This window comes from Roseomonas sp. SRI_022 (genome assembly GCF_057586215.1).
The window spans coordinates 210,545-233,452 of sequence record NZ_JBYCZL010000006.1 but is presented as its reverse complement, the minus strand read 5'-3'; the positions used below and the strand labels follow the sequence as shown (position 1 = coordinate 233,452).

Below are 22,908 nucleotides of genomic sequence, written 5' to 3'. Positions count from 1 at the left end.
CGCCGCCGGTCGCGGTGCTACCGCCGCCTTCGCCACCCCCGGTGCCGCAGCAGGAATCGTCGACCGCCGCGCGACCGTCCCAGGCGCCGCCGCCGCAGCAGCAGCGCCCACCAACCACCCCGCCGCGCCCGCCCGCGCCGGGCCCTGGCATCAGCGTCAAGCCGCCGATCCAGCGCGGCGGCCAGCCGATGAGCGGGGAGCCGGCGAAGCCACCCGGCTTCGGCCGCTGATCACTCGTCGTCGGAACGCGACGGCGGCCCGGCCAGCACGCCGCCATCGATCGTGATGGTCTGCCCGGTCATGAAGGACCCGGCGGCCGAGGCGAGGAACACCGCGGCACCCGCGATCTCATCCGGTTCGCCGATGCGCTTCAGCGGGGTGTCCTTGGTGCGCTTCTTGTAGATGCCCGGATCCTCCCACAGCGCGCGGGCGAAGTCTGTGCGGATCAGGCCCGGTGCGATGGCGTTGGCGCGTACATTCTTCGGGCCCCATTCGACCGCGAGGTTGCGCACCAGCTGCATGTCGGCGGCCTTGGAGATGGCATAGGCGCCGAGCACCGGCGAACCGCGGAAGCCGCCGATGGAGGAGATGATGACGATCGAGCCGCCGCCGCGTTCCGCCATGCCGGGCGCGGTCATGTGGGCGAGCCAGATGTTCGACTTGATGTTGGATGCCATGATCTTGTCGAAGATCTCATCGGGCATGGTCACGGCGGGGCCGAAATGCGGGTTGATCGCCGCGTTGCAGACCATGACATCGACCTGGCCCCAGGCAGCGATGGCCGCGTCCACCAGCGCCTGGCATTCGTTCTTGCGGCCGATGTTGCAGGCCACGGCCATGGCCGTGCCACCCTTGGCCTTGATGGCGTCCACCACCTCCTGACAGGCGTCCACCTTGCGGGAGGACACGACGACCTTCGCCCCCTGTTCCGCCATGCGTTCGCATATGGCGCGGCCGATGCCGCGGCTGCCGCCGGTGACGATGGCGACCTTTCCGGTCAGGTCGAACAAGGACATGGCATTTCGCTCCCGCAGGGTTGATGAGGCCAGCGCAGCATGGCCTGGGCCGCGCGGCAACCGGGGGTGGAGGGGGCGCTTGCCGCCGGCCGCGTCCTGCACGACACTCCGGCCCGACCGATCGGTCGGATACCAGACCGGCAATTCCGAGGGAGAAACGCCAGTGGCCCAGGACGCGGACTTCGTCCAGCACGACAAGCAGGGCGAGGTGCATGTCCTCCGCCTTGCCAACCCGCCGGTGAACACGCTGCGGACCGAGATCCGCGCGGGCCTGTTGAACGGCCTGAACGCCGCCAAGGCCGCGGGTGCGAAGGCCGTCGTGCTGATCGGCGCCGGCCGGATGTTCTGCGCCGGGGCCGAGATGACGGAGTTCGGCAAGCCGCGGCAGCCGCCCTCCCTGACCGAGGTGTTCGATGCCATCGAGGGGTATCCGGGCATCGTCGTTGCGGCGATCCATGGTTCCGCATTGGGTGGCGGGCTGGAACTGGCACTCGCTTGCCATGCGCGGGTGGCGACGGCCGCGGCGCAGGTCGGGCTGCCGGAAGTGAAGCGCGGCTTCGTCCCCGGCGCGGGCGGCACGCAGCGCCTGCCGCGCATGATCGGGGCGGAGGAAGCGGCGAAGATCATCGTCTCCGGTGACCCGATCGCGGCGAGCAAGGCGCAGAAGCTCGGCTTCGTTGATGCGATCATCGAAGGTGATCTCGAGGCCGGCGCCGTCGCCTGGGCGAAGGCCAATATCGGTAAGACCTTCACCCTCGCGCGCAATCGCACGGACAAGATCAGCGGGCAGGATCCGGCGGCCTATGACGCCGTCGTCGCCGGGCTGCTGAAGCGGTCGCGCGGGCAGGAAAGCCCGAAGGGCTGCGCCGAGGCCGTGCGCGCCGCCTTCACCATGCCCTTCGAGCAGGGGCTGGCGAAGGAACGCGAGCTGTTCCAGTCGCTGGTGTCCGGCGAGCAGTCCAAGGCGCTGCGCCACATCTTCTTCGGCGAGCGCGAGGTGCTGCGCATCCCGGGCCAGCCGGCTGATGCGAAGCCCCTGCCGGTCGAACGCCTCGTGGTGATCGGCGGTGGCACCATGGGCGGCGGCATCGCCATGTCGGCCGCCAACAACGGCGTGCCGGTGACGATCGTGGAGATGACCGAGGAGGCGCTGCAGAAGGGCCTCGCGCGCTGCCACGCGAATTGGGAACGCACCGTGTCCACCGGCCGCCTGTCGCAGGCGGATTACGAGAAGCGCAAGGCACTGCTGACCGGCAGCACCGATTTCGAGGGCACCGTCGCCAAGGCGGACCTGGTGATCGAGGCGGTGTTCGAGAACATGGCCGTGAAAAAGGAAGTGTTCGCGCGGCTGGACAAGGCGGCGCGGCCGGGCGTGCCGCTCGCGTCCAATACCTCGACCCTGTCGATTGATGAGATCGCTTCCGCCACGTCGCGGCCGGAACTGGTCGTGGGGATGCACTTCTTCTCGCCCGCGAACGTGATGCGGCTGCTGGAGAATGTGCGCGGGGCGAAGTCGTCCTGGGCGACGATCGCGACGGCCACCGAGTTCGGCAAGCGCATCGGCAAGTTGCCGGTGCTGGTGGGCAATTGCGACGGCTTCGTCGGCAACCGCATGACCGGCAAGCGCGGCCCGCAGGTCGAGAAGCTGCTGCTGGAAGGCTGCCTGCCGCAGGACATCGACCGCGTGATGGAAGGCTACGGCATGGCGATGGGGCCGCTGGCGGTGGGGGACCTCGCCGGGCTCGACATCGGGGCCGCGGTGCGCAAGGCGCGTGGGACGGTCGCACCGGTCGCGGATGCCATCGTCGCACTCGGTCGCTTCGGGCAGAAGACCGGCAAGGGCTGGTACATGTACGACGAGAAGCGCACCCGCATGCCGGACCCGGAGGTGGAGCGCATCATCCTCGACGTCGCCGAGAAGATGCAGGTGCGTCGCCGCAAGATCGAGGACCAGGAGATCATCGAGCGGCTGATGCTGCCGATGGTCAATGAGGGCTCGCGCATCCTGGAGGAAGGGGTGGCGTATCGCCCGATCGACATCGATGTCATCTTCGCCAACGGCTTCGGCTGGCCGGCCTGGCGCGGTGGGCCAATGTTCTGGGCCGATACCCAGGGGCTGAAGAATGTGCGCGACAAGTTGGCGCATTACGCCGCGGCGACGGGTGACGCCAATCTGAAGCCGACCGCGCTGATCGAGAAGCTGGCGGCCGAAGGCGGGACCTTCGCCGGCATGTCCGCCAAGACGAACGCATAAAGGGAGTCAACGACATGGAACTCCGGTTCACCGATGAGGAACGCGCCTTCCGACAGGAAGTGCGGGACTGGATCGACGCCAACCTGCCGGCCGATACGCGCGAGCGCATGGCATCCGGCCGCACGCCGACCAAGGCGATGCAGGTCGATTGGCAGAAGCGTCTTTATGAGAAGGGCTGGGCTGTCCCGCATTGGAAGGTGGAGTGGGGCGGCCAGCCCTGGACCGCCATCAAGCGCTTCATCCTGTCCGAGGAAATCCAATCCACGCCGGCGCCGTCGCCGCTCGGCTTCAACTGCAACATGCTCGGGCCGGTGCTGATCGCCTTCGGCACGGAGGAGCAGAAGAAGTTCTTCCTGCCGAAGCTCGCGAGCCTCGACCTGTGGTTCTGCCAGGGCTTCTCCGAACCCGGCGCCGGGTCGGACCTCGCCAGCCTGAAGACGCGGGCGGTGAAGGAGGGCGACCATTACATCGTCAACGGTCAGAAGACCTGGACGACGCTCGCCCAGCATGCCGACTGGATCTTCCTGCTGGTGCGGACCGATCCGGGCGCGGCGAAGCAGCAGGAGGGCATCTCCTTCCTGCTGGTGGACATGAAGACGCCGGGCATCACGGTGCGGCCGATCATCACGATCGACGGCGCGCATGAGGTGAACGAGGTCTTCTTCGACGACGTGAAGGTGCCGGTCGCCAACCTCGTCGGCACCGAGAACCGCGGCTGGGATTGCGCGAAGTTCCTGCTGTCCAACGAGCGCACCGGCCAGGCGCGCGTGGGTGCGTCCAAGGAACGCATCCGCCGGCTGAAGCTGATCGCCAAGGAAGCGCCCGGCGGGGCGCGGCCGGTGATGGAGGATCCGCGTTTCCGCTCGCGCCTGACGGATGTCGAGGTGCAGCTGAAGGCGCTGGAGATGACGACGCTGCGCGTGCTGGCGGATGAGAATCGGCAGCTCAGCCGCGGCAAGCCGAACCCGGCGTCGTCGGTGCTGAAGATCCGTGGGACGGAGCTGCAGCAGGCAATTTCCGAGCTCTACGTCATGGCGGCCGGACCCTACGGCCTGGCTGCGCCGAACGATCCGGAAGCCGATGGGCGCAACGAGCCCGATGTGGCGCAGGACTGGCAGACGCTCGCCCAGGCCACCTACTTCAACTGGCGCAAGCAGTCGATTTACGGCGGATCCACCGAGATCCAGAAGAACATCATGGCCAAAGCGTTCCTGGGGCTCTGAACACAGATGGATTTCGATCTCTCCGAAGACCAGCGGCTTCTGCAGGACAGCCTGTCCAAGCTGCTGAAGGACAAGTACGGCTTCGAACAGCGCAAGGGCTACACGGCCTCCGAGACCGGTTGGTCGCGTGAGGTGTGGGCGGCCTATGCCGAACTCGGCCTGCTCGGCATGCCCTTCGCCGAGGAGGATGGCGGCCTCGGCTACGGCGCCGTCGAGACGATGATCGTCGCCGAGCAGATGGGCCGGGCGCTAGCGCTCGAACCCTTCATGTCCACGGTGGTGATGGGCGGCGGCTTCCTGCGCCACGGCGCGACGGCCGCGCAGCGTGCGGCGATGGTGCCGCAGATCGCCGAAGGCAAGCTGCTGCTCGCCTTCGCGCATACCGAAGCGCAGTCGCGCTTCGACCTGAACGACGTTGCGACGACGGCGAAGAAGGATGGCGCGGGCTGGGTCATCGAAGGCCGCAAGGGTGTCGTCGTGCATGGCGACACGGCGGACCAGCTGATCGTCACGGCGCGCGTTTCCGGTGCGCGGCGCGATCGCGATGGAATCGCGGTGTTCCTGGTGCCCTCGACGACGCCGGGCGTGACGCGGCGGGGCTTCAAGACTTCCGACGGGCAGCGCGCCGCGGACATCACCTTCGACGGCGTGAAGGTTGGGGCCGAGGCTGAGCTGAAGGGCGGTCTGGCGCTGGTCGAGCGCGTGGTGGATGAGGCGATTGCCGCGCTGGGCGCCGAAGCCATCGGCTGCATGGAAGCGGCGAAGGACCTGACGGTCGAGTACCTGAAGACGCGCAAGCAGTTCGGGCGGCCGATCGGGTCCTTCCAGTCGCTGCAGCATCGTGCGGCGGAGATGATGGTCTGCCTCGAGCAGGCGCGCTCCATGGCGATGCTCGCTGCGATGATGGCGAGCGAGAAGGACGATGCCGAACGGCGCCGCCAGATGCGTGCTGTGAAGGTCGAGATCGGCCGCAACGCCCGCTTCATCGGCCAGCAGACCGTGCAGATGCATGGCGGTATCGCCATGACGATGGAGTATGCCGGCGGCCACTACCTGAAGCGGCTGACCGTCATCGAGAACATGTTCGGCGACATGGACCACCACCTCGCGGCGCTGAGCGAGGAAGGTGGGGTGTTCGTGGCGGCTTGAGAAAGGAAGGTCGGGGGAGGGAACTCCCCCGATCCCCCTCCTTTTTCTGACTTCTGGCGCCGGCCGCCGAGGTCAGTCTCCAACAGACAAAAGTCGGTGGTGGATTCGGGGGAGGTGTTCCTTCCCCGTCTTTCTTACTGGTTCAACGCTGCCCAGACGGCCTCCGGCGTCGCCGGCATGTTGATGTGCTTCCCGCCCAGCGCATCCGAAATCGCGTTCATCACCGCCGGCAGCGATCCGGCACACCCAGCCTCACCGCAGCCCTTCGCTCCCAATGGATTGGTCTTGCAGGGCGACGGCGCGCTCTCGAAACCAAAGCTCGGCAGGTCGTCCGCGCGCGGCAGGCCGTAATCCATGTAGGACCCGGTCAGCAGCTGCCCGTCCTCGGAATAGGCAACGCGTTCGATCAGCGCCTGGCCGATGCCCTGCACGATGCCGCCATGCGCCTGGCCTTCGACCAGCAGCGGATTCACGATCACGCCGAAATCGTTGACCGAGGTGTAGCGGTCGATTTTCACGTTGCCCGTGTCGGGGTCGATCTCCACCTCGCAGACATGGCAGCCATTGGGATAGGCCATCGGTGCCTGGTCATAGACCGTGCGGCTGTCGAGCGCGTTCGGCACCTCTTGCGGAACCGGCCCGATCTCGCGCAGCCGCGCGGCCAGCTCCATGATGCCGATGCCGCGGTCGGTGCCGGCGATGGTGAAGCGGCCGGCGGCGAATTCGATGTCCTCGGCGGCGGCTTCCAGGATGAAGCCGGCGGCGCGCTGGCCCTTCTCGATGACGATGTCCGCGGCTTCCAGGATGGCCGCGCCGGAGGCCATCAGCGACTTCGACCCGCCGGTGCCGCCACCGGCGATCAGTCGGTCGGAATCGCCCTGCACCAGGCGGATCCTGTCGAAGGGCACGCCGAGCTTCGCGTGCAGCACCTGCGCGAAGGGCGTCCAATGACCCTGGCCGTAGTCGAGCGTGCCGGTGACGATGGTGACCGTGCCATCGGGCTCGAAGACCAGTTCGCCCTGCTCCTTCATCGGCGGTGCCGTGCATTCCAGGAAGTTGCCGATGCCGCGCCCGCGCAGCATGCCGCGGGCCGCGCTGTCGGCCTTGCGCGCCGCGAAGCCATCCCAATCGGCGGCATCCAGTGTCTTGTCGAGCAGCGTGGAGAAGTCGCCGGAATCGTAGACGGACCCCGACGGCGCGCTGAACGGGAACTGCTCCGGCCGGATGTGGTTCAGTTTGCGCAGGACGATCGGGTCGCGGCCGGTCTCGCGCGCGGCGGTTTCGATCAACCGCTCCATGAAGTAGTTGCCCTCGGGCCGGCCGGCGCCGCGATAGGCGGAGACCGGCGTGGTGTTGGTTACGACGTTCTTCGTCTCGACCAGCAGTAGCGGCGTTGCGTAATTCGACTGGATGTTCTTTGAGAAATTGCCAGTCCCCATCAGGTTTCCGACGGTGGACAGGTACCCGCCCATGTTGCCGTAGGAGACGAGCTTCACCGCCAGGAAGCGCCCATCGGCATCGAGGGCGAGCGAGGCCTCCGTCTCATGGTCGCGCCCGTGGCAGTCGGACAGGAAGGACCCCGTGCGTTCATCCGTCCACTTCACCGGGCGGCCAAGCGTCTTCGCCGCATGCAGCACGCAGGCATATTCCGGATATGCGGAAGCCTTCATGCCAAAGGACCCGCCGACATTGCCGGTGAGGATGCGGACCTTCTCGACGGGCACCTTCAGGATGTCATTGGCCATCTGGTTGCGCAGGCCGAACACGCCCTGGCTGCCGACGCGCAGGACGTAGCGGCCCTCAGTGGCATCCCATTCGCCGATCGCGGATCGCGGTTCCATGGCGCAGACGACGATGCGGTTGTTGCGAATGTTCAGCGTCGTGACATGCGCGGCCTTGGCGAAGGCCTCGGCGGTCTTCTCCGCATCGCCGTAGCGGAAGTCGAGCACGACATTGCCGGGGACGTGGTCATAGAGCTGCGGCGCGCCGGGGGCCGCGGCGGCCGAGGCCTCCGTCACCGCATCCAGCGAGTCGATGTCCATCTCCACCGCCTCGGCGGCATCCTTGGCCTGCATCTTCGTCTCGGCGACGACGAAGGCGACCGGGTCGCCGACGAAGCGCACCTTGTCGGCGGCGAGCGGCCCGCGCTGGATATTGATCAGCGGGCTGCCGTCCTTGTTCTTCAACGGCAGCACGGACCGCATCGGCCCGTACTCGGCCATGTCCGCGGCGGTATAGACGCCGAGCACGCCGGGCATTGCCTTCGCCGCCTCGGTCCCGATGCTGTTGATGACGCCATGCGCGTAGGGGCTGCGCACCATGACGCACCAGACCTGGCCCGGCACGGCGAGGTCGTCGGTATAGCGCCCCTGGCCCTGCAGCAGGATCGGGTCCTCCTGCCGCGGCACGGGCTGCCCGATCCCGAATTTCATCGTGGTGGGATCGGCCAGGATCGCATCGGGCATTGGGGGGCCTCAGGGGCTGTGAACAGATACCCCTAGGTTAGGCGCTGTTTGCTGCGCTGCAACCCGGGCACACTGCCTTGACCCCCGTATCGCCACTGCGGAGTGTCGCGCCGCAGCAGGAGGGCAGCATGGGGCGGATCGTCGTCGTCGGATCCTACAATCGCGATTCCGTGCTGACGGTGCCGCGCTTCCCGCAACCGGGCGAGACCCTGTCCGCCACCGGCATGTCCCGCTTCCACGGCGGCAAGGGCAGCAACCAGGCGGTCGCCGCCGCCCGGGCCGGGGCCTCGGTCACCATGGTCGCCGCCATCGGCGATGACGCGGCGGGGCAGGGCGCGCACGCCTTGTGGGCGGCGGAAGGCATCGATGCCCGCGCCGTGACCACCCTGCCGGACCTGCCGACCGGGGAAGCCCTGATCCTGGTTGATGCCCGGGGCGAGAACGAGATCGTCATCCTCGCCGGCGCCAATGCCGCGCTGCCGGATGCAGCGGCCACCGCCGCGGTGGCGGGTGCCGTGCTCGTCGTCGCCCAACTCGAAACGCCCCTCGCCGCCACCGAGGCTGCCTTCCGCGCCGCCCGGGCGCACGGCATCCGAACGCTGCTCAACGCCGCGCCGGCGCGCGACCTGCCAGCCGGGCTGCTCGACCTGACGGACATCCTGGTGGTGAACGAGACGGAAGCCGCGCTGCTCCTGGCACGCCATGCACCCCCCAAAGGCCTGGCCGCTTTCCTCGCGCCCCACCACGCGCGCGGCGTAGTGCTGACGGCGGGCGCGGCCGGGGCCTATTGGGCTGGACGGGACGGTGCCGTCATCCATGCGCCGGCCACCCCGACCGAGGTCGTGGACAGCACCGGCGCCGGGGACGCCTTCATCGGCGCGTTCGCCGCGGCCCTGGCATCCGGTTCGGCGGAACCGCAGGCGCTGCGGCGCGGCGTGGTGGCCGGGGCGCTCGCCTGCCGGCGCGCCGGGGCCGTGCCATCCCTGCCGCGCCTGGAGGAGATCGAGGCGGCGCTGGCTCAGTAGCGGTAAGCGTAGGGGTCCGGCGGCGCCATATAGGGCTGCGGCTGCCAATAGGAGCCCGGCGGTTGCTGATACGCCTGAGGTGGCTGCTGGTAGACCTGGGGCGGCTGCTGATAGGGCACCTGCGCACCGACATAACCCGGGCCGGGCGAGGGGTAGTAGGCCTGCGCCCCGACCGGAGCCGGGGCATAGCCCTGCGGCGCATACTGTTGCTGCGGCGGCGCATAGGTCTGGCCGTAGCCCTGCTGCGGATACCCACCCTGGTATTGCGGCGGCGTCGGCGTCGTGGCCGCACCCAGCGCGGCACCACCCAGCCCGCCCGCAAGCGCCCCGATCGCCGCACCCCGGCCGCCGCCGGCGATGCCGCCGATGGCCGCACCGGAACCGGCGCCGATCAGCGCGCCGCCGGCGGCCCGCTGAGTGGGATCGTAGGGATTGGTGCAGGCCGCCAGCAGGGCCAGCAAGCCGATGGGGATGATCCGTGCCGGATTCGGCATGGTGCGGTCCTTCCTGGGGAGTGCCCGTGATTGCCACCAGTGGTGCCGCAGCACCATGGCGGCGGTATGGCGACGCAAGGCTGGGTTGCGGATCTGGCGCCGCATACTACCGGCGCTCGAACCCCCGGCGAGGGTCGAGTGGCATGGCGGCGCCAGGGGGCGTTCCGACATAGCGCCCGGCTGGCAGCGGCCGTTCAAAGCGATTGTCGATGCTCGGGGCGGGGCGGAAGCCCCAGACCGGCGGCGGTGGCCGGTTCCAGCCCGGCGGCTGGTGCCATGCCGGCGGGCCGTACCAGATGGGTGGGCCGGCCGATACCCAGCCGTAACTCAGCGACGTGCCCGAAGGCTGCGGTGGCGGTGCGGTCGTGGTCTGCGGAATCGCCTGGCGCGGCGGCGGGGCCTCCGGCGGTGGGGTGGATGGCCCGTAGAGGATCTGCGGCTCGGTCTGGCCGTAGATCACGCGCGGCAGGGGCGGTTCGGGCGATTGCGCGAAGGAGGGGCTGCCGAGGGCCAGCAGCGCGATCAGGGCGGCGGCGGGGCTGTGGCGGTGTGCCATGGCGTTTGAACCATCCTAGCACGAAATAGTGCCCCAACGCCGTGGCGGAATTCAGACCGGCCGGTCGCCCTTCTCGACGCGCAGGGTGCGGTTATCCACGCCGGGCAGCATGCGGGCCGGATCGCGCGTGACGATCACATCGAGCACCGTCGGGCTGGCGGTGTTCGCCAACCCTTCGCGGATCGCGCCGGGCAGTTTCGACGGGTCCTCCACGCGGATGCCGTGGCAGCCGAAGGCACGGGCGGCTGCGGCGTAGTCGGTCTCCACCAGTTCCGAGGACTGGTACTTGCCCGGCCCATACACCGCATGCTGGAGCGCCTTCACATAGCCCGAGGCACCATTGTTGAAGACGCAGAGCACGTAGTTGGCGCCAACGCGGCGCGCCGTCTCGATCTCCCCGATCGTCATGTTGAAGCCGCCATCGCCGGTCAGGCCGACGACGCGGCGCCGCGGACCTGCGGCCATCTGCGCGCCCATGGCACCAGGCGCGCCATAGCCGATGGAGGCGAAGCCACGATCGGCGATGAAATGGCGCCCCGCCTTCCTGGTGTCGAACAACAGCCCGCCCCAATGCCCGGCGAAGCCGCCATCGGCGACGAGGATGTCGTCATCGGCCATGGCGATGTTCAGCTCGTTGATCAGGCGGCCGACATTGATCGGCGTTTCGTTCGATTCCAACCGGTCGGCCGCGCCGACGCGCCAGGCGGCCATCCGCGGGGCGACGGCGGCGGCGAAGTCCGCGCGGCCATCGGGCAGGGGGCCGCTCGGCAGGGCGGCAAGAAGATCTTCCAACGCCAGGCGCGCATCGGCGGCGAGTGCGACATCGGCGCGCGTCGTGCGACCGATCTCCTCCGGCACGATCTCGACATGCACGATGGGCACGCCGGCGGGCATCAGGGCGAAGCGCTTCGTCGCGATCTCACCCAGCTTGCAGCCGACGACCATCAGCAGGTCGGCTTCCGCGATGAAATCATTGGCGATGCGCGAATAGCGGCCGAACAGGCCGGCGGAGAGCGGATGCGTGCAGGCGATCGCCCCCTTGCCCGACATGGTGTGCGCGACCGGGATGCGGCCGGCTTCCGCCAGGGCGAGCAGCGCATGGTAGGCGCCGCTGACATGGATGCCGCCGCCGACCAGCAGCAGCGGGCGCTTCGCCTTCGCCAGCAGCGCGACGGCGCGGTCGAGTTCGCGTGGGTCCGGCCGGGTGCGCCGCGCCTGCGCCCGCAGCGTGCCGGGGTCGGCCCAGATCTCGTCGGCGTCGAAGGTGTGTTCGCCGTGGCAGACATCCTCCGGCACGTCGAGCACCACGGGGCCCGGGCGGCCCGACGTGGCGACGGCGAAGGCGCGGCGGACGAATTCGGGGATGCGCTTCGTGCTCTCGACGCGCATCAGCTCCTTGCAGGCGGGGCGCAGGATCTCCACCTGCCGCGCTTCCTGCGTCATGTTCTTCCAGGCGTGGTCGCGATTGGCATCGCCGGTGATCGCCACCAGCGGAATGCCCGCGTTGAGCGATTCCACGAGACCCGTGACGAGGTTCGTCGCCCCCGGCCCCAATGTCGCATCTACCACGCCGGGCCGGTTCGTCACCCGCGCCCAGGCGTCGGCGGCGAAGGTGCCGCAACGCTCGTCGTTGATCAGGTGATGCTTCAGGCCGAGCGCGCGCACTGCCTCATAGAAGGGCAGCAATTGGAAGCCACCCATGCCGAACATCGGGCCGACATGATGCGCTTGCAGCATGCGGGCCAGCGCCTCGCCGCCGGTGATGGTCAGCGTCGTGTTGGAAGTGCTCACGCAGGGCGATCCTTCATGCTGGCTTCGGCGAGCAGGGTGACGGCGTCGCGCACCGTCCCGCCGGGCTTCAGACCCAGCGCGGCGGCACGCGCGTTGACGGCGGAGACGATGCCGGTCTCGACGGCGGAACGGCCATCGCCGATCCGTGCCGTCCATGCGGAATAGGTCGCGGCCGCAATGCCGCGCGCATCCAGTGCGGGCAGACGTGTGAAGCCCGCGCCGTCGATGCCGCCATCGGCATCGTTGTAAAGCGCGGCGAAGACGGCGGCGCGCGCGGCGGTCTCGGGCCGCCCGCCCAGCAGCCCGCCATGGCTGCCGGTGACGACGACCGTGCCGTCATCGTCGGGCGTCATCAGCGAATTGGAATCCATCGCCGAGGCGCGGGCGCGGCCGGACACGCCGATGGGGAAGCGGGATTCGACGCTGTCGGGCGGATCGATCACCGGCACTGGCGCGGCGGCGAGGCGACGCGCGGCCTCCCGGCACCACATCCCCGGTTCGACACCGAGTGTGGCAGCCGCGCGGTTGACATGACTGACGATGCCGCGGCCCAGCAGGTCGAAGCCATCGCCGATGCGCGCGCTGCGATGCGAACAGCAGGCGGCGGGAATGCCGAGCGGTTGCAGGTAGTCGAGCCCCGCGATGCCCGCTGCATCGAGGCCGAGCCCCGCATCGTTCAGCAGCACGCCGGCGACGCGCGCCTTGGCCGAGAGATAGGCGGCATAGACCCCGCCATGGGAGCCGCCGACGATCACCCGCCCTTGCGCCTCCGGCCCCAGCCGGGTGACGCTGTCCACGACAATGAGCCGGTCCAGCATGGCCGCGTTCCTTCTCCCTGATGCGGGAGTAGAGCGCCGCCGAAGGGCTGGCAACAGCGGAGAGAACCGATGTCGGGCACGTCCAACGAGACGGCGCGGCGGGTTGCGATGCTGCGCGACATGGCGCGCATCCGCGCCTTCGAACGCGAAGCCGTCGCTGCCATGCGCGCGGGGGAGGCGCCGGGCGTGGTGCATCCATCGATCGGGCAGGAAGCGGTGGCGGTCGGCGTCTGCGCCAATCTGAAGCGCGCGGATCGCATCACCTCCACGCATCGCGGGCATGGGCATGCCATCGCCAAGGGCGCGGATGCGCGGGCGATGATGCTGGAACTGCATGGCCGCGCCGGCGGGTCCTGCGGTGGCAAGGGCGGGTCGATGCACATCGCGGATTTCGCGGTGGGGATGCTGGGGGCGAATGGCGTGGTGGGCGCCGGCATTCCGATCGCCTGCGGCGCGGCGCAGGCGATCCGCCTGACGAAGGAGGATGCGATCGTCGCCTGCTTCTTCGGTGATGGCGCGGTCAATCGCGGGCCGTTCCTCGAGGGGATGAACTGGGCCGCGCTGTACCGCCTGCCGGTGCTGTTCGTCTGCGAGGACAATGGCTTCGCCGCCTTCACCCGCAACAGCGCGGTGACGGCGGGCGGTGGCCCGGCGGTGCGTGCGGAGGCCTGCGGCGTGCCGGCCACAGCCGTGGATGGGGAGGACGTGCTCGCGGTGGATGCGGCCGCGGCCGAACTCGTCGCGCGGATCCGCGGCGGCGCCGGACCGCAGTTCCTGCACGCGAAGTGCTACCGGTGGGAAGGTCACACCGGCACCGATGCCGCAGCCTATCGCCCCGCCGAGGAAGCCGCTGCTGCGCGGGATCGCGACTGCATCCGCCGCCTCGCCGCGTTGCTGGATGCGACGGAGGTCGCATCCATCGAGGCCACGGCCGTCGCGGAGATGCAAGGCCACCGCGCCGCCGCCATGGCCGCGCCCTGGCCCGATCCCGGGGCTGCCTTCAGCGACGTGCAGGATGCGGGGGCGCCGGCATGACGCGCATGAGTTTCGCCGAGGCCGTGCGGCGCGCGCTCGCCGAGGAGATGCGTCGCGACCCGCTGGTCTGGGCATTGGGCGAGGACCTCGTGCAGGGCGGCATCTTCGGCCAGTACAAGGGGCTCGCCGATGAGTTCGGGCCGGAGCGCATCGTCTCCACGCCGATCTCCGAGAGCACGATCATGGGCGCGGGCCTGGGTGCCGCGCTGTGCGGCACGCGGCCGGTGATCGAGATGCGCATCGCGGACTTCACGCTCTGTGCCATGGATGAGTTGGTCAGCCAGATCGCCAAGGTCCGCTACATGTTCGGCGGGCAGGGCAGGGCGGCGCTGGTCGTACGCATGCCGCAGGGGATGTGGCGCAATTCCGCCGCGCAGCACAGCCAATGCCTGGAAGCCTGGCTGACGCATATCCCCGGGCTGGTCGTCGCCGCACCCGGCACGCCGGCCGATGCGGCGGGGCTGCTGAAATCCGCCATCCGGTCGGATGACCCGGTGGTGATGATGGAACCGAAGAACCTCTGGACGGCCGAGGGCGAGGTGCCGGAGGAGGTGTCGCCTATCCCCTTCGGTATCGCGCGCCGCGCCGCGCAGGGCAATGCGGTCACGGTCGTGACCTGGTCGGCCTGCGTGCCGGTGGTCGAGCAAGGCGCGCGCGACAGCGGCATTGCCTGCGACGTCTTCGACCTACGCAGCCTTTGGCCCTGGGATGAGGCGGCGGTGATCGCCTCCGCGCGGCGGACTGGGCGGTTGCTGGTGGTGCATGAAGCCGTGACCGTGTCGGGGTTCGGGGCCGAGGTGGTCGCGCGCGTCGTCGAGGCGCTGGGACCGGGTGGGCTTCGCGCGGTGGAACGGCTCGGCGCGGCGCGCGCGCCGGTGCCGTTCAGTCCGGTGCTGGAAGCCGCGATCCGCATCACGCCCGGGCGCGTCGCCGCCGCCATCCGCGGCATGGCGGTATCCTGACGAGCGGCAAATCCCTTCCACCGGAAGACGGAGCCGTGCAATCTCCGGCCGTGGTAGCGGTGAGGCGGAGCAGCGCCTGTTCGCGCTTGCGAACTGCGTGCATCCATGCTCGCTTCCGCGCCCCACCAATATGAGGAGGCATCAGTCATGAGCATCTCGATCGGCCAGGTCGCGCCCGATTTCGAGGCCGACACCACCGAAGGCCGCATTCGTTTTCACGAATGGATCGGCGATGGCTGGGCCATCCTGTTCAGCCACCCCAAGGACTTCACGCCGGTCTGCACGACCGAGCTTGGGACCATGGCCGGGCTGAAGCCGCAATTCGACAAGCGCAATACCAAGATCATCGGCCTGTCCGTCGATCCTGTGGACAGCCACAGCCGCTGGGCGGATGACATCCGCGAGGTGACGGGCCATGCCGTGACCTACCCGATGATCGGCGATCCCTCGCTCGAAGTGTCCAAGGCCTATGGGATGCTGCCGGCCGATGCGGGCACCACGTCGGAAGGCCGCACGGCGGCGACCAACCAGACCGTGCGCGTCGTCGTCTTCATCGGACCCGACAAGGCGGTGAAGGCCTATCTGGCTTATCCGATGACGGCCGGGCGTAACTTCGACGAGATCCTGCGCCTGCTCGACAGCCTGCAGCTGACCGCGAAGCACAAGGTGGCGACGCCGGCCAACTGGAAGCATGGCGAGGACGTGATCATCGCCGGTTCCGTCGATAACGAGGCGGCGAAGAAGCTCTTCCCGAATGGCTGGAAGGAGCCGAAGCCCTATATCCGCATCGTCCCGCAGCCGTGATCGCGGCGCGCGGATAATACTCGCACCCGACCGATCGGTCGGTGCATGCTTCCTCCCAACCAGAGGTTGGGAGGAACAGTATGTACGGCGCGCCGGGCCGGCGTTCGTTGCTGGCCATCTCCGGGGCCGCGCTGGTGGCGCGGCCCGCCATCGCGCAATCCCGCTACCCTGACCGGCCGATCCGGGTTCTGGTGCCCTGGACGCCCGGCGGGGCGACCGACATCCAGATGCGCTCGGTCTGCGAACAGGCGTCGCGGCGGCTCGGCCAGCCTGTCATCGTCGAGAACAAGCCCGGCGCCTCCGGGACGCTCGGCGCGCTGCACCTGTCGCGGGAAGCGCGACCGGACGGCTACACGCTTGGCCAGATGCCCAATGGCGTCTTCCGCATGCCGGCGATGACGGATCGCCCGCAATGGGACCCGACGCGCGACTTCTCCTGGATCATCCGCCTGGTGGGCTACATGGGCGGGGTGGTGGTGCGCCCGGACAGCCCCTGGCAGAACATGCAGGACGTCGTCGCCTATGCGCGGGCCCATCCCGGACGGATCAGCTACGGCACGCCCGGGGCGAACACCACCGACATCCAGATGACGCGCTTCGCGCGGCTCGCGGGCATCGACTGGGTGGCGGTGCCCTTCCGGGGCGCCGCGCCGAATCTGCAGGCGCTGCTGTCCGGCGACATCCACTTCTCGGCCGAGACCAGCGCTTGGGCGGATATGGCACTGGAGGGCCGGTTGCGTGTCCTCGGCGTGTGGATGAGTGAGCGCGCCGCCCGCTTCCCCGACGTCGCCACCTTCCGCGAGCAGGGCTTCGACGTGCTGGGGGAAAGCACCTACGGCATCGCCGGCCCGCGCGGCATGGACCCCGGCGTGGTGCGCATCCTGCACGATGCGTTCAAGGAGGCGCTGTACGATCCGGCGCATCTCGCGACCATCGCGCGCTTCGACATGCCGGTGCGCTACCTTGGCACCGAGGACTACGCGACGGCGGCGATGATGCAGAATGAGGAAGAGAAGCGCACGGTGCAGGAACTGGGGCTGCGGGCGTCCTAGCCCAGCCCCATCACATGCGGCAGCCATAGCGCGATGCCGGGGAAGGCGACGACCAGTGCCAGCGCGACGAACATCGCCAGGATCATCCACACCACCCAAGGGATGGTACTTTCCATCCCCACCCCCGCGATGCGGCAGGACACCATCAGGTTCACCGCCATGGGCGGGGTGAACTGGCCGATCGCGATCTTCATGGTCAGGATCACGCCGAACCAGGTCAGGTCCCACTGGAAGGAATTGGCGATCGGGATCAGCACCGGCAGCAAGATCAGGAAGGTGGACACGCCATCGAGGAACATCCCGATGACGATCAGCACAAGCATCAGCAGCCCGATCGTCCCGTATTCGCCAAGGCCGAGTCCCACCACCCAGGTCGCGATCGGCTGCACGATGCCGAGCGTCGAGGTCGACCAGGCGAAGACCGAGGCCAGCGCCACCACGATCAGGATCACGGCCGAGAGCTCCCCGGCCTCGACCAGCATCTCATAGACATCGCGGAGCGTGAGCGAGCGGTAGACCGCGAATCCGACGAACAGCCCGTAGGCGACGGCCAGCACGGCGGCCTCGGTCGGCGTGACAAATCCCGACCGCATCGCGCCCAGGATCACCACGGGCGCCATCAGGCCCCAGATCGCCTCCTTGAATGTCTGCCACACGCGCAGGCGTTCCTCGCTGCGTGCCTTGCCGCCGAAGTCCTTCAGCATTGAGATGATGACGATCGGCACGATGATCGCGATGCCGGCGAGGATGCCGGGGAACATGCCCGCCATGAAGATCGCGGGCACCGACACGCCGGGTACGAGCACCGCGTAGATGATGAAGGCGATCGAAGGCGGGATCAGGATGTCCGTCGCTGCCGCGGCCCCCACGGTCGCTGCGATGAAGGATCGCGGATAGCCATCCTTCACCATGGATCGCGTGACCACCTGCCCCACGGCCGCCGATGTGGCCGGGCCCGAACCCGAGATACCGCCGATCACCATCGCCACCAGCACGGCGACCGAGGCGAGCGCCCCGCGCCCCGCGCCGACCAGCGCGGTCGCGAAGCGCACCAGGCGTAAGGCCACCCCGGTGCGGTCGAAGACGCTGCCGACCAGCACGAACATCGGGATCGCCATCAGCGGATACTTGGCGATGCCGGCATAGACATTGGTCGGCATGGCGAAGAGTGACTGGTCGGCGAGCGCGATCGCCGTGGCCCCGGCCAGGCCGAGCGCGACAGCGATCGGCACCCCGGCGAGCAGCATGATAGTGAACAGGGCGAAAAGGGTGACGCCGATCATCGCTTCAGCCGTCCTGCCCGCGCATCAGCCGCATGAATCGTCCCGCCGCCCGCAACACCACCACGAGCGAGAGCAAGGGCAGGCAGCCGGTATAGAGCCAGTTGGGATGGCCAAGGCCGTTCGACAGCACCTCGAACCGGTACTCGTCATAGGCGAGGAGCGTGCCGTACCAGACCAGAAGCCCGAAGCAGATGATGGTCAGTACCATCGCCGCCATCTCCGCCTTGCGCCGGAAGTCGGGCGAGCGGCCATCCACCAGCACGCCGATCCGGATATGCCGCCCCGTGGCCGTCGCCAGCGCGGTGCCGAGCAGCGCGACCACCACCATCAGCGCCACCGAGTATTCCTCGGTGAAGGCGAGGGAGACATTGGTCAGGTAGCGCGTGACGACATTGGCCGAGGTGATCGCCACCATCGCGGCCATGGCGGTTGCGATCAGCACTTCCTCGACACGCAGGGAGATGCGCGTCGGGGGATTGATGCGCTCCGCGGTCGGATCGGGTTCGGCGCTCACCTCAGGATGCGGCGCTGCGGATGGCGGCTTCGGCCTTGCGGACCAGGTCGGCGCCGACGGTCTGCGACCACTTCTCATACACGGGGCGTGTCTTCTCGGCGAAGGTTCGCTTCTGCGCCGCGGTCAGCGCGGTGACCTCCACGCCGCGGGCACGCAGATCCCGGATAGCGGAATCGTCGCCGCCGTCGAGGCCAAGCCCGCGTCGCGTCAAGGCGATCTGATTGCGGCCAGCCTCCTCGGCACAGTCGCGGACCAACTGCTTGTCGGCGTCGTTGAAGCTGTTCCAGACGCTGCGGGACAGGGTGAAGATCAGCGGGTCGTTGACGTAGTTCCACACCGTCAGGTGCTTCTGCGCCAGCGTGTCCATGCGGAAGGCGAGGAACAGGTTGATCGGGTTCTCCTGCCCATCCACCGCGCCGGTGGACAGCGCGGGCTGGAGATCAGCGAAGGACATCTGTACCGGATTGGCGCCGAGGGCCTGGAAGATCTCGGTGAAGATGGCACCGGCGGCGAAGCGGACCTTCAGGCCGCGCATGTCGTCGGGGGTGCGGATGGCGTGCTTGGAGTTTGAGATTTCACGGAAGCCGTTCTCGCCCCAGGCCAGGGGCACGACCTCGCGCCGTTCCATCACGCCGAAGATATCGCGCCCGACCTCGCCGCGGATCAGCGCGTCGAAGGCCTTGTGGTCCGGCATCAGGAAGGGGAGCTGGAACAGCCCGACCTCGCGCACTTGCGGCGCGATGTTGATGGTGCTGAAGACCCCGAAATCGATCACGCCTTGGCGCATCGCGACGAGTTCGCGCGTCTGGTCGCCACCGACCAACTGGCTGCCCGGATAGACCTTCACATTGATCCGGCCGCCGGACCGCTGGGTGACGAGCTCGGCCCATTGGAAGGCGCCCTCGGCGAATGGAATCGGGCGGTTGCCGACCACCGACAGCTTGTATTCCGGCCGGTACTGCCCCTGGGCGCGGGCGAAATGGGGCAGGGCGAGGCCCGCCCCGGCGGCGCCGAGCAGCAGCGTGCGGCGCGACGCGCCGGTCCTGGTCGTGGTCATCTGGCGTTGTCTCCCATGGGCTGCGCCGGCAGGCGACGCTTGGGCGCCAGACTGGCCCGGCCGGGCCAATCCCCGCAAGCGCTTGCGGGCGCGGCCACGGCACGGCAGACGGGGGGGCAGGAGGAAACAACGCATGATCCCCACGTCGAACCTCGCCAGCCTGCTGCTGCAGACGGCGCGACGCCTGCCTGACCGCCCGGCGCTGATCTGGCGCGAGCAGGCCTGGAGCTGGTCGGTGGTGGCGGCGCGGGCGGCGGCGGTGGCGGGGGCCTTGCGCGCGCGTGGCATCGGCAAGGGCGACCGCGTGCTGGTGCATGCCCGCAACGGCAATGCGATCTTCGAATCCTGTTGGGCCTGCTGGCTGATTGGCGCCGTCTGGGTGCCGACCAATTTCCGGCTGAGTCCGCCGGAGGCAGCCTATCTGGCCGCCAATGCCGGCTGCCGCGCGCATGTCTTCGACGTCGCCTTCCCCGAGCACCGCGCGGCTGCGAAGGCAGAGAACCCCGCGTGCCTGCTGGAGGTCGCGATCGGGGAGGGGGCTGGCCTTTCCTGGGAGGATCTGGTCGCCCAGGGCGCTCCGGTTACGGAGACCGAGGCGGTGGACCGCGATCATCCCGCCTGGCTGTTCTATACCTCCGGCACCACGGGGCGGCCCAAGGGTGGGACGCTGACACATGGGCAACTCACCTTCGTCGTGGTTAACCACATCGCGGATCTGATGCCGGGGCTGACGGATCGTGATGCCTCGTTGGTCGTCGCGCCGCTGTCGCATGGCGCCGGCATCCATGCGCTGGCGCAGGTGGCGCGCGGCGCGGTGTCGGTGCTGCTGCCGGGCGAAAGGCTTGATGTGCCGGAGGCTTGGCGACTGGTCGAGCAGCATCGCGTAACCAACATGTTCACCGTGCCGACCATCCTGAACGCGCTGTGCCGCGATCCGAGCGTCGATGCCGTCGACCATTCCAGCCTGCGCCACGTCATCTATGCCGGCGCGCCGATGTACCGGGAGGACCAGAAGCACGCGCTGCGCAAGCTCGGCCCGTGCCTCGTGCAGTATTTCGGCCTGGGCGAGGTGACCGGCAACATCACCGTGCTGCCGCCAGAATGGCACAGTTTGGAGGATGATCCGGCCTTTCCGATCGGGTCCTGCGGCTATCCGCGCACGGGGATCGAGATCGCGATCCTTGATGCCGAGCACCGGCGCCTGGCACCGGGAGAGACCGGCGAGATCTGCGTGCGCGGCCCCGCGGTGATGGCCGGGTATTTCGCGAACCCTTCAGCCAATGAGGAAGCCTTCGCCGGCGGCTGGTTCCATACCGGCGACCTTGGGCATCTCGATGCGCGGGGCTTCCTGCACATCACGGGACGGCAGTCGGACATGTACATCTCCGGCGGATCGAATGTGTATCCGCGGGAGGTGGAGGAAGCGCTGCTGACGCATCCCGCCGTGGCAGAAGCCTGCGTCGTCGGCATGCCACACGAGAAATGGGGGGAGGCGGGCGTCGCCGTGCTGGTCGCGGCCGAGGGCGCGGTGATCGATCCTGCCTCGGTGATGGCACAGCTCGATGGTCGCCTCGGCCGGTACAAATGGCCGGCGCGCATCGTGGTGTGGGATGCGCTGCCGCGCTCAGGCTACGGCAAGGTGCCGAAGAACGAGGTGAAGCGATTGCTGGTGGAACGCGGCGAGGCGTAGGGCCCCGCCGCGCGATTTCTCAGCCGCGCCCCTCGAAGGGCATCTTCGTCGCCTTGATCGTCAGCGTGAAGATGTTCGATTCCAGTGGCAAGTTCGCCATGTGCAGGATCGCCTGGCCGACATGGTTCACGTCCATGGTCGGTTCGACGGCGGTTGTCCCATCCGCCTGCTTCACGCCCCGCGACATGCGCGCGGTCATCGGCGTCGCCGCATTGCCGATGTCGATCTGGCCGGCGCAGATGTCGTATTTCCGGCCATCGAGCATCACTGACTTGGTCAGCCCCGTGATGGCGTGCTTGGTCGCGGTGTAGGGTGCGCTGTCGGGGCGCGGCGCATGCGCGCTGATCGACCCGTTGTTGATGATCCGTCCGCCCTGCGGCGTCTGGTCCTTCATGATGCGGAAGGCGGCTTGGGCGCAAAGGAACGACCCGGTCAGGTTCACCGCGACGACGCGCGACCAGTCGGCGAAGGTGAGGTCCTCGAAGGCGGTGCCGGGGACGTTCTGGCCGGCATTGTTGAACAGTAGGTCCAGCCGGCCGAACTTCGACTTCACCGTACCGAACAGCGCATCGACCGCCGCCGGGTCGGCGACATCGGCGGGCACCGCCATGGCGCGGGGGCCGGCGGCGCCGGCGAGGCCGATCGTCTCCTCCAGCGCATCCTTGCGGCGGCCGGTCAGCACGACCGACCAGCCGCCGCCCAGCAGGGCGAGTGCTGCGGCGCGGCCGACGCCGGTGCCCGCGCCGGTGACGACGGCGACTTTGGTGCTCATGGGCATTCCCTCATGCTCGTGGATGGGCGGCACTCTGCGCGGGGGCGGCGTGTCAGTAAACCGCGCGCCCGCCGGAGATGTCGAAGACCGCGCCGGTCGAGAAGGAGCAATCCTCCGAGGCCAGCCAGCAGGCGAGGGCGGCGATCTCCTCCACCTCGACGAAGCGGTCCATCGGGATCTTGGATCGCATCCAGGCGATCTGCTGTTCGGTCATCTGCTTGAAGATGTCGGTCGCGGCGGCGGCCGGCGTGATGCAGTTGGCGAGCACGCCGGTCTTCGCGAGTTCCTTGCCGAGCGACTTGGTGAAGCCGATCAACCCGGCCTTGGAGGCGCTATAGTGGGAGGCATTCGGATTGCCTTCCTTGCCGGCGATGGAAGCGATGTTGACGATCCGACCATAGCCGGCCGCGATCATCCCCGGCACGACCGCGCGGGCGACAAGGTAGGGCGCGATCAGGTTCACCTCGATCACGCGGCGCCATTCGGCGGGCGGCAATTCCCAGGACGGCGCGTTGCCGCCGGTGATCCCGGCATTGTTCACGAGTATGTCCACTCGCCCATGCGCGGCGAGCGTCGCGGCCAGTGCCGTGGCGATCGCGTCTTCCCGCGTCAGGTCCAGGGCATGGGCGGAAGCGCGGCCCAGCGCGGCGGCGGCGGCATCGCCCGCCGCAGCGTCCATGTCCCACAGCGCGACAGCCGCACCCGATTCGATGGCGCGGCGCGCAATGGCCAGACCAATGCCGCGCGCCCCGCCCGTGACGATCGCCACCCGCCCTGTCAGATCCAGCCTGTTCATCCCGCGTCCTTCCCCGATGGCCGGGGCAGTCTCATCCACGGATCGAGCGACGGGAAGTGGGTCGGTAACCGGCTGGTTCCCAGGGCGCGAATTTCCCTCCTATACTCGGCGCACAGCCGGCACGAAGCCGGCGGCAAAGGGAGAGTACGTTC

Annotated in this window: 20 protein-coding genes and 1 pseudogene; 10 read left to right on the top strand and 11 right to left on the bottom strand. The window is 68.7% G+C overall.

Features of this window, described 5'->3' with window-relative positions; translation table 11 throughout:
• Positions 1–230 (top strand): annotated as a pseudogene (locus tag AC2YHJ_RS08325) (hypothetical protein); the annotation flags it as partial.
• On the opposite strand, the gene AC2YHJ_RS08320 reads toward AC2YHJ_RS08325, so the two are convergent.
• Positions 231–1,016 carry an SDR family NAD(P)-dependent oxidoreductase gene (locus tag AC2YHJ_RS08320; RefSeq protein WP_487395276.1) on the bottom strand — a complete coding sequence of 262 codons (786 nt, stop codon included), beginning with the start codon at positions 1,014–1,016 and terminating at the stop codon, positions 231–233.
• 163 nt (positions 1,017–1,179) lie between these two features.
• Between AC2YHJ_RS08320 and AC2YHJ_RS08315 the strand changes: the two genes are divergently transcribed.
• From AC2YHJ_RS08315 to AC2YHJ_RS08305, 3 genes are read left to right on the top strand one after another with little or no spacing between them, the layout of a single operon-like run.
• Positions 1,180–3,270, top strand: a complete 2,091-nt coding sequence (locus AC2YHJ_RS08315; protein WP_487395275.1) for a 3-hydroxyacyl-CoA dehydrogenase NAD-binding domain-containing protein — start codon at positions 1,180–1,182, stop codon at positions 3,268–3,270.
• A gap of 14 nt (positions 3,271–3,284) precedes the next feature.
• Positions 3,285–4,493 carry an acyl-CoA dehydrogenase family protein gene (locus tag AC2YHJ_RS08310; RefSeq protein ID WP_487395273.1) on the top strand — a complete coding sequence of 403 codons (1,209 nt, stop codon included), beginning with the start codon at positions 3,285–3,287 and terminating at the stop codon, positions 4,491–4,493.
• A 6-nt stretch (positions 4,494–4,499) separates the two neighbouring features.
• Positions 4,500–5,642, top strand: a complete 1,143-nt coding sequence (locus AC2YHJ_RS08305) for an acyl-CoA dehydrogenase family protein (RefSeq protein WP_487395271.1) — start codon at positions 4,500–4,502, stop codon at positions 5,640–5,642.
• A gap of 134 nt (positions 5,643–5,776) precedes the next feature.
• On the opposite strand, the gene AC2YHJ_RS08300 is transcribed toward AC2YHJ_RS08305, so the two are convergent.
• Positions 5,777–8,107 carry a xanthine dehydrogenase family protein molybdopterin-binding subunit gene (locus tag AC2YHJ_RS08300; protein ID WP_487395270.1) on the bottom strand — a complete coding sequence of 777 codons (2,331 nt, stop codon included), beginning with the start codon at positions 8,105–8,107 and terminating at the stop codon, positions 5,777–5,779.
• A gap of 128 nt (positions 8,108–8,235) precedes the next feature.
• Between AC2YHJ_RS08300 and AC2YHJ_RS08295 the strand changes: the two genes are divergently transcribed.
• Entirely contained in the window at positions 8,236–9,132 is an 897-nt protein-coding gene (locus AC2YHJ_RS08295; RefSeq protein WP_487395269.1) for a ribokinase, read from the top strand.
• Here the strand turns inward: AC2YHJ_RS08295 and AC2YHJ_RS08290 are convergent.
• From AC2YHJ_RS08290 to AC2YHJ_RS08275, 4 genes are all read right to left on the bottom strand, one after another.
• Positions 9,126–9,626, bottom strand: coding sequence for a YMGG-like glycine zipper-containing protein (locus AC2YHJ_RS08290; RefSeq protein ID WP_487395268.1), 501 nt, complete (start codon positions 9,624–9,626; stop codon positions 9,126–9,128). The genes AC2YHJ_RS08295 and AC2YHJ_RS08290 overlap by 7 nt on opposite strands.
• A gap of 106 nt (positions 9,627–9,732) precedes the next feature.
• On the bottom strand, positions 9,733–10,182 hold the full coding sequence (locus tag AC2YHJ_RS08285) for a hypothetical protein (protein ID WP_487395267.1): 450 nt from the start codon (positions 10,180–10,182) through the stop codon (positions 9,733–9,735).
• Between the two features lie 51 nt (positions 10,183–10,233).
• Positions 10,234–11,973 carry a thiamine pyrophosphate-binding protein gene (locus tag AC2YHJ_RS08280; protein WP_487395266.1) on the bottom strand — a complete coding sequence of 580 codons (1,740 nt, stop codon included), beginning with the start codon at positions 11,971–11,973 and terminating at the stop codon, positions 10,234–10,236.
• Positions 11,970–12,791, bottom strand: coding sequence for a hypothetical protein (locus AC2YHJ_RS08275; protein WP_487395265.1), 822 nt, complete (start codon positions 12,789–12,791; stop codon positions 11,970–11,972). The genes AC2YHJ_RS08280 and AC2YHJ_RS08275 overlap by 4 nt, the downstream gene beginning before the upstream one ends.
• 69 nt (positions 12,792–12,860) lie before the next feature.
• Here AC2YHJ_RS08275 and AC2YHJ_RS08270 point away from each other — a divergent pair, with 69 nt between their 5' ends.
• From AC2YHJ_RS08270 to AC2YHJ_RS08255, 4 genes are all read left to right on the top strand, one after another.
• Positions 12,861–13,826: a thiamine pyrophosphate-dependent dehydrogenase E1 component subunit alpha gene (locus tag AC2YHJ_RS08270; protein WP_487395264.1), complete on the top strand. Its 966-nt coding sequence runs from the start codon at positions 12,861–12,863 to the stop codon at positions 13,824–13,826.
• A complete protein-coding gene (locus AC2YHJ_RS08265; RefSeq protein WP_487395263.1) occupies positions 13,823–14,788 on the top strand; it encodes an alpha-ketoacid dehydrogenase subunit beta in 966 nt (321 codons plus the stop codon). The genes AC2YHJ_RS08270 and AC2YHJ_RS08265 overlap by 4 nt, the downstream gene beginning before the upstream one ends.
• A gap of 147 nt (positions 14,789–14,935) precedes the next feature.
• The gene (locus tag AC2YHJ_RS08260; RefSeq protein WP_487395262.1) at positions 14,936–15,592 is read left to right on the top strand and encodes a peroxiredoxin; all 657 of its coding nucleotides are present in this window, start codon (positions 14,936–14,938) and stop codon (positions 15,590–15,592) included.
• Positions 15,593–15,672: 80 nt separating this feature from the next.
• Positions 15,673–16,644: a tripartite tricarboxylate transporter substrate binding protein gene (locus AC2YHJ_RS08255; RefSeq protein ID WP_487395260.1), complete on the top strand. Its 972-nt coding sequence runs from the start codon at positions 15,673–15,675 to the stop codon at positions 16,642–16,644.
• Here the strand turns inward: AC2YHJ_RS08255 and AC2YHJ_RS08250 are convergent.
• From AC2YHJ_RS08250 to AC2YHJ_RS08240, 3 genes are read right to left on the bottom strand one after another with little or no spacing between them, the layout of a single operon-like run.
• Entirely contained in the window at positions 16,641–17,927 is a 1,287-nt protein-coding gene (locus tag AC2YHJ_RS08250) for a TRAP transporter large permease (protein ID WP_487395259.1), read from the bottom strand. The two genes, AC2YHJ_RS08255 and AC2YHJ_RS08250, sit on opposite strands and share 4 nt — an antisense overlap.
• Positions 17,928–17,931: 4 nt before the next feature.
• A complete protein-coding gene (locus AC2YHJ_RS08245; protein WP_487395258.1) occupies positions 17,932–18,441 on the bottom strand; it encodes a TRAP transporter small permease in 510 nt (169 codons plus the stop codon).
• A gap of 1 nt (position 18,442) precedes the next feature.
• Positions 18,443–19,498: a DctP family TRAP transporter solute-binding subunit gene (locus tag AC2YHJ_RS08240; RefSeq protein WP_487395256.1), complete on the bottom strand. Its 1,056-nt coding sequence runs from the start codon at positions 19,496–19,498 to the stop codon at positions 18,443–18,445.
• Positions 19,499–19,631: 133 nt separating this feature from the next.
• On the opposite strand from AC2YHJ_RS08240, the gene AC2YHJ_RS08235 reads away from it, so the two are divergent.
• The gene (locus tag AC2YHJ_RS08235; protein ID WP_487395255.1) at positions 19,632–21,188 is read left to right on the top strand and encodes an acyl-CoA synthetase; all 1,557 of its coding nucleotides are present in this window, start codon (positions 19,632–19,634) and stop codon (positions 21,186–21,188) included.
• Positions 21,189–21,207: 19 nt separating this feature from the next.
• Here the strand turns inward: AC2YHJ_RS08235 and AC2YHJ_RS08230 are convergent, their stop codons facing one another.
• Both AC2YHJ_RS08230 and AC2YHJ_RS08225 read right to left on the bottom strand, forming a co-directional pair.
• Complete coding sequence (locus tag AC2YHJ_RS08230; RefSeq protein ID WP_487395254.1) at positions 21,208–21,960, bottom strand: SDR family oxidoreductase; 753 nt, start codon at positions 21,958–21,960, stop codon at positions 21,208–21,210.
• Between the two features lie 52 nt (positions 21,961–22,012).
• Positions 22,013–22,756, bottom strand: a complete 744-nt coding sequence (locus AC2YHJ_RS08225) for an SDR family NAD(P)-dependent oxidoreductase (protein WP_487395252.1) — start codon at positions 22,754–22,756, stop codon at positions 22,013–22,015.
• Positions 22,757–22,908: the final 152 nt, after the last annotated feature.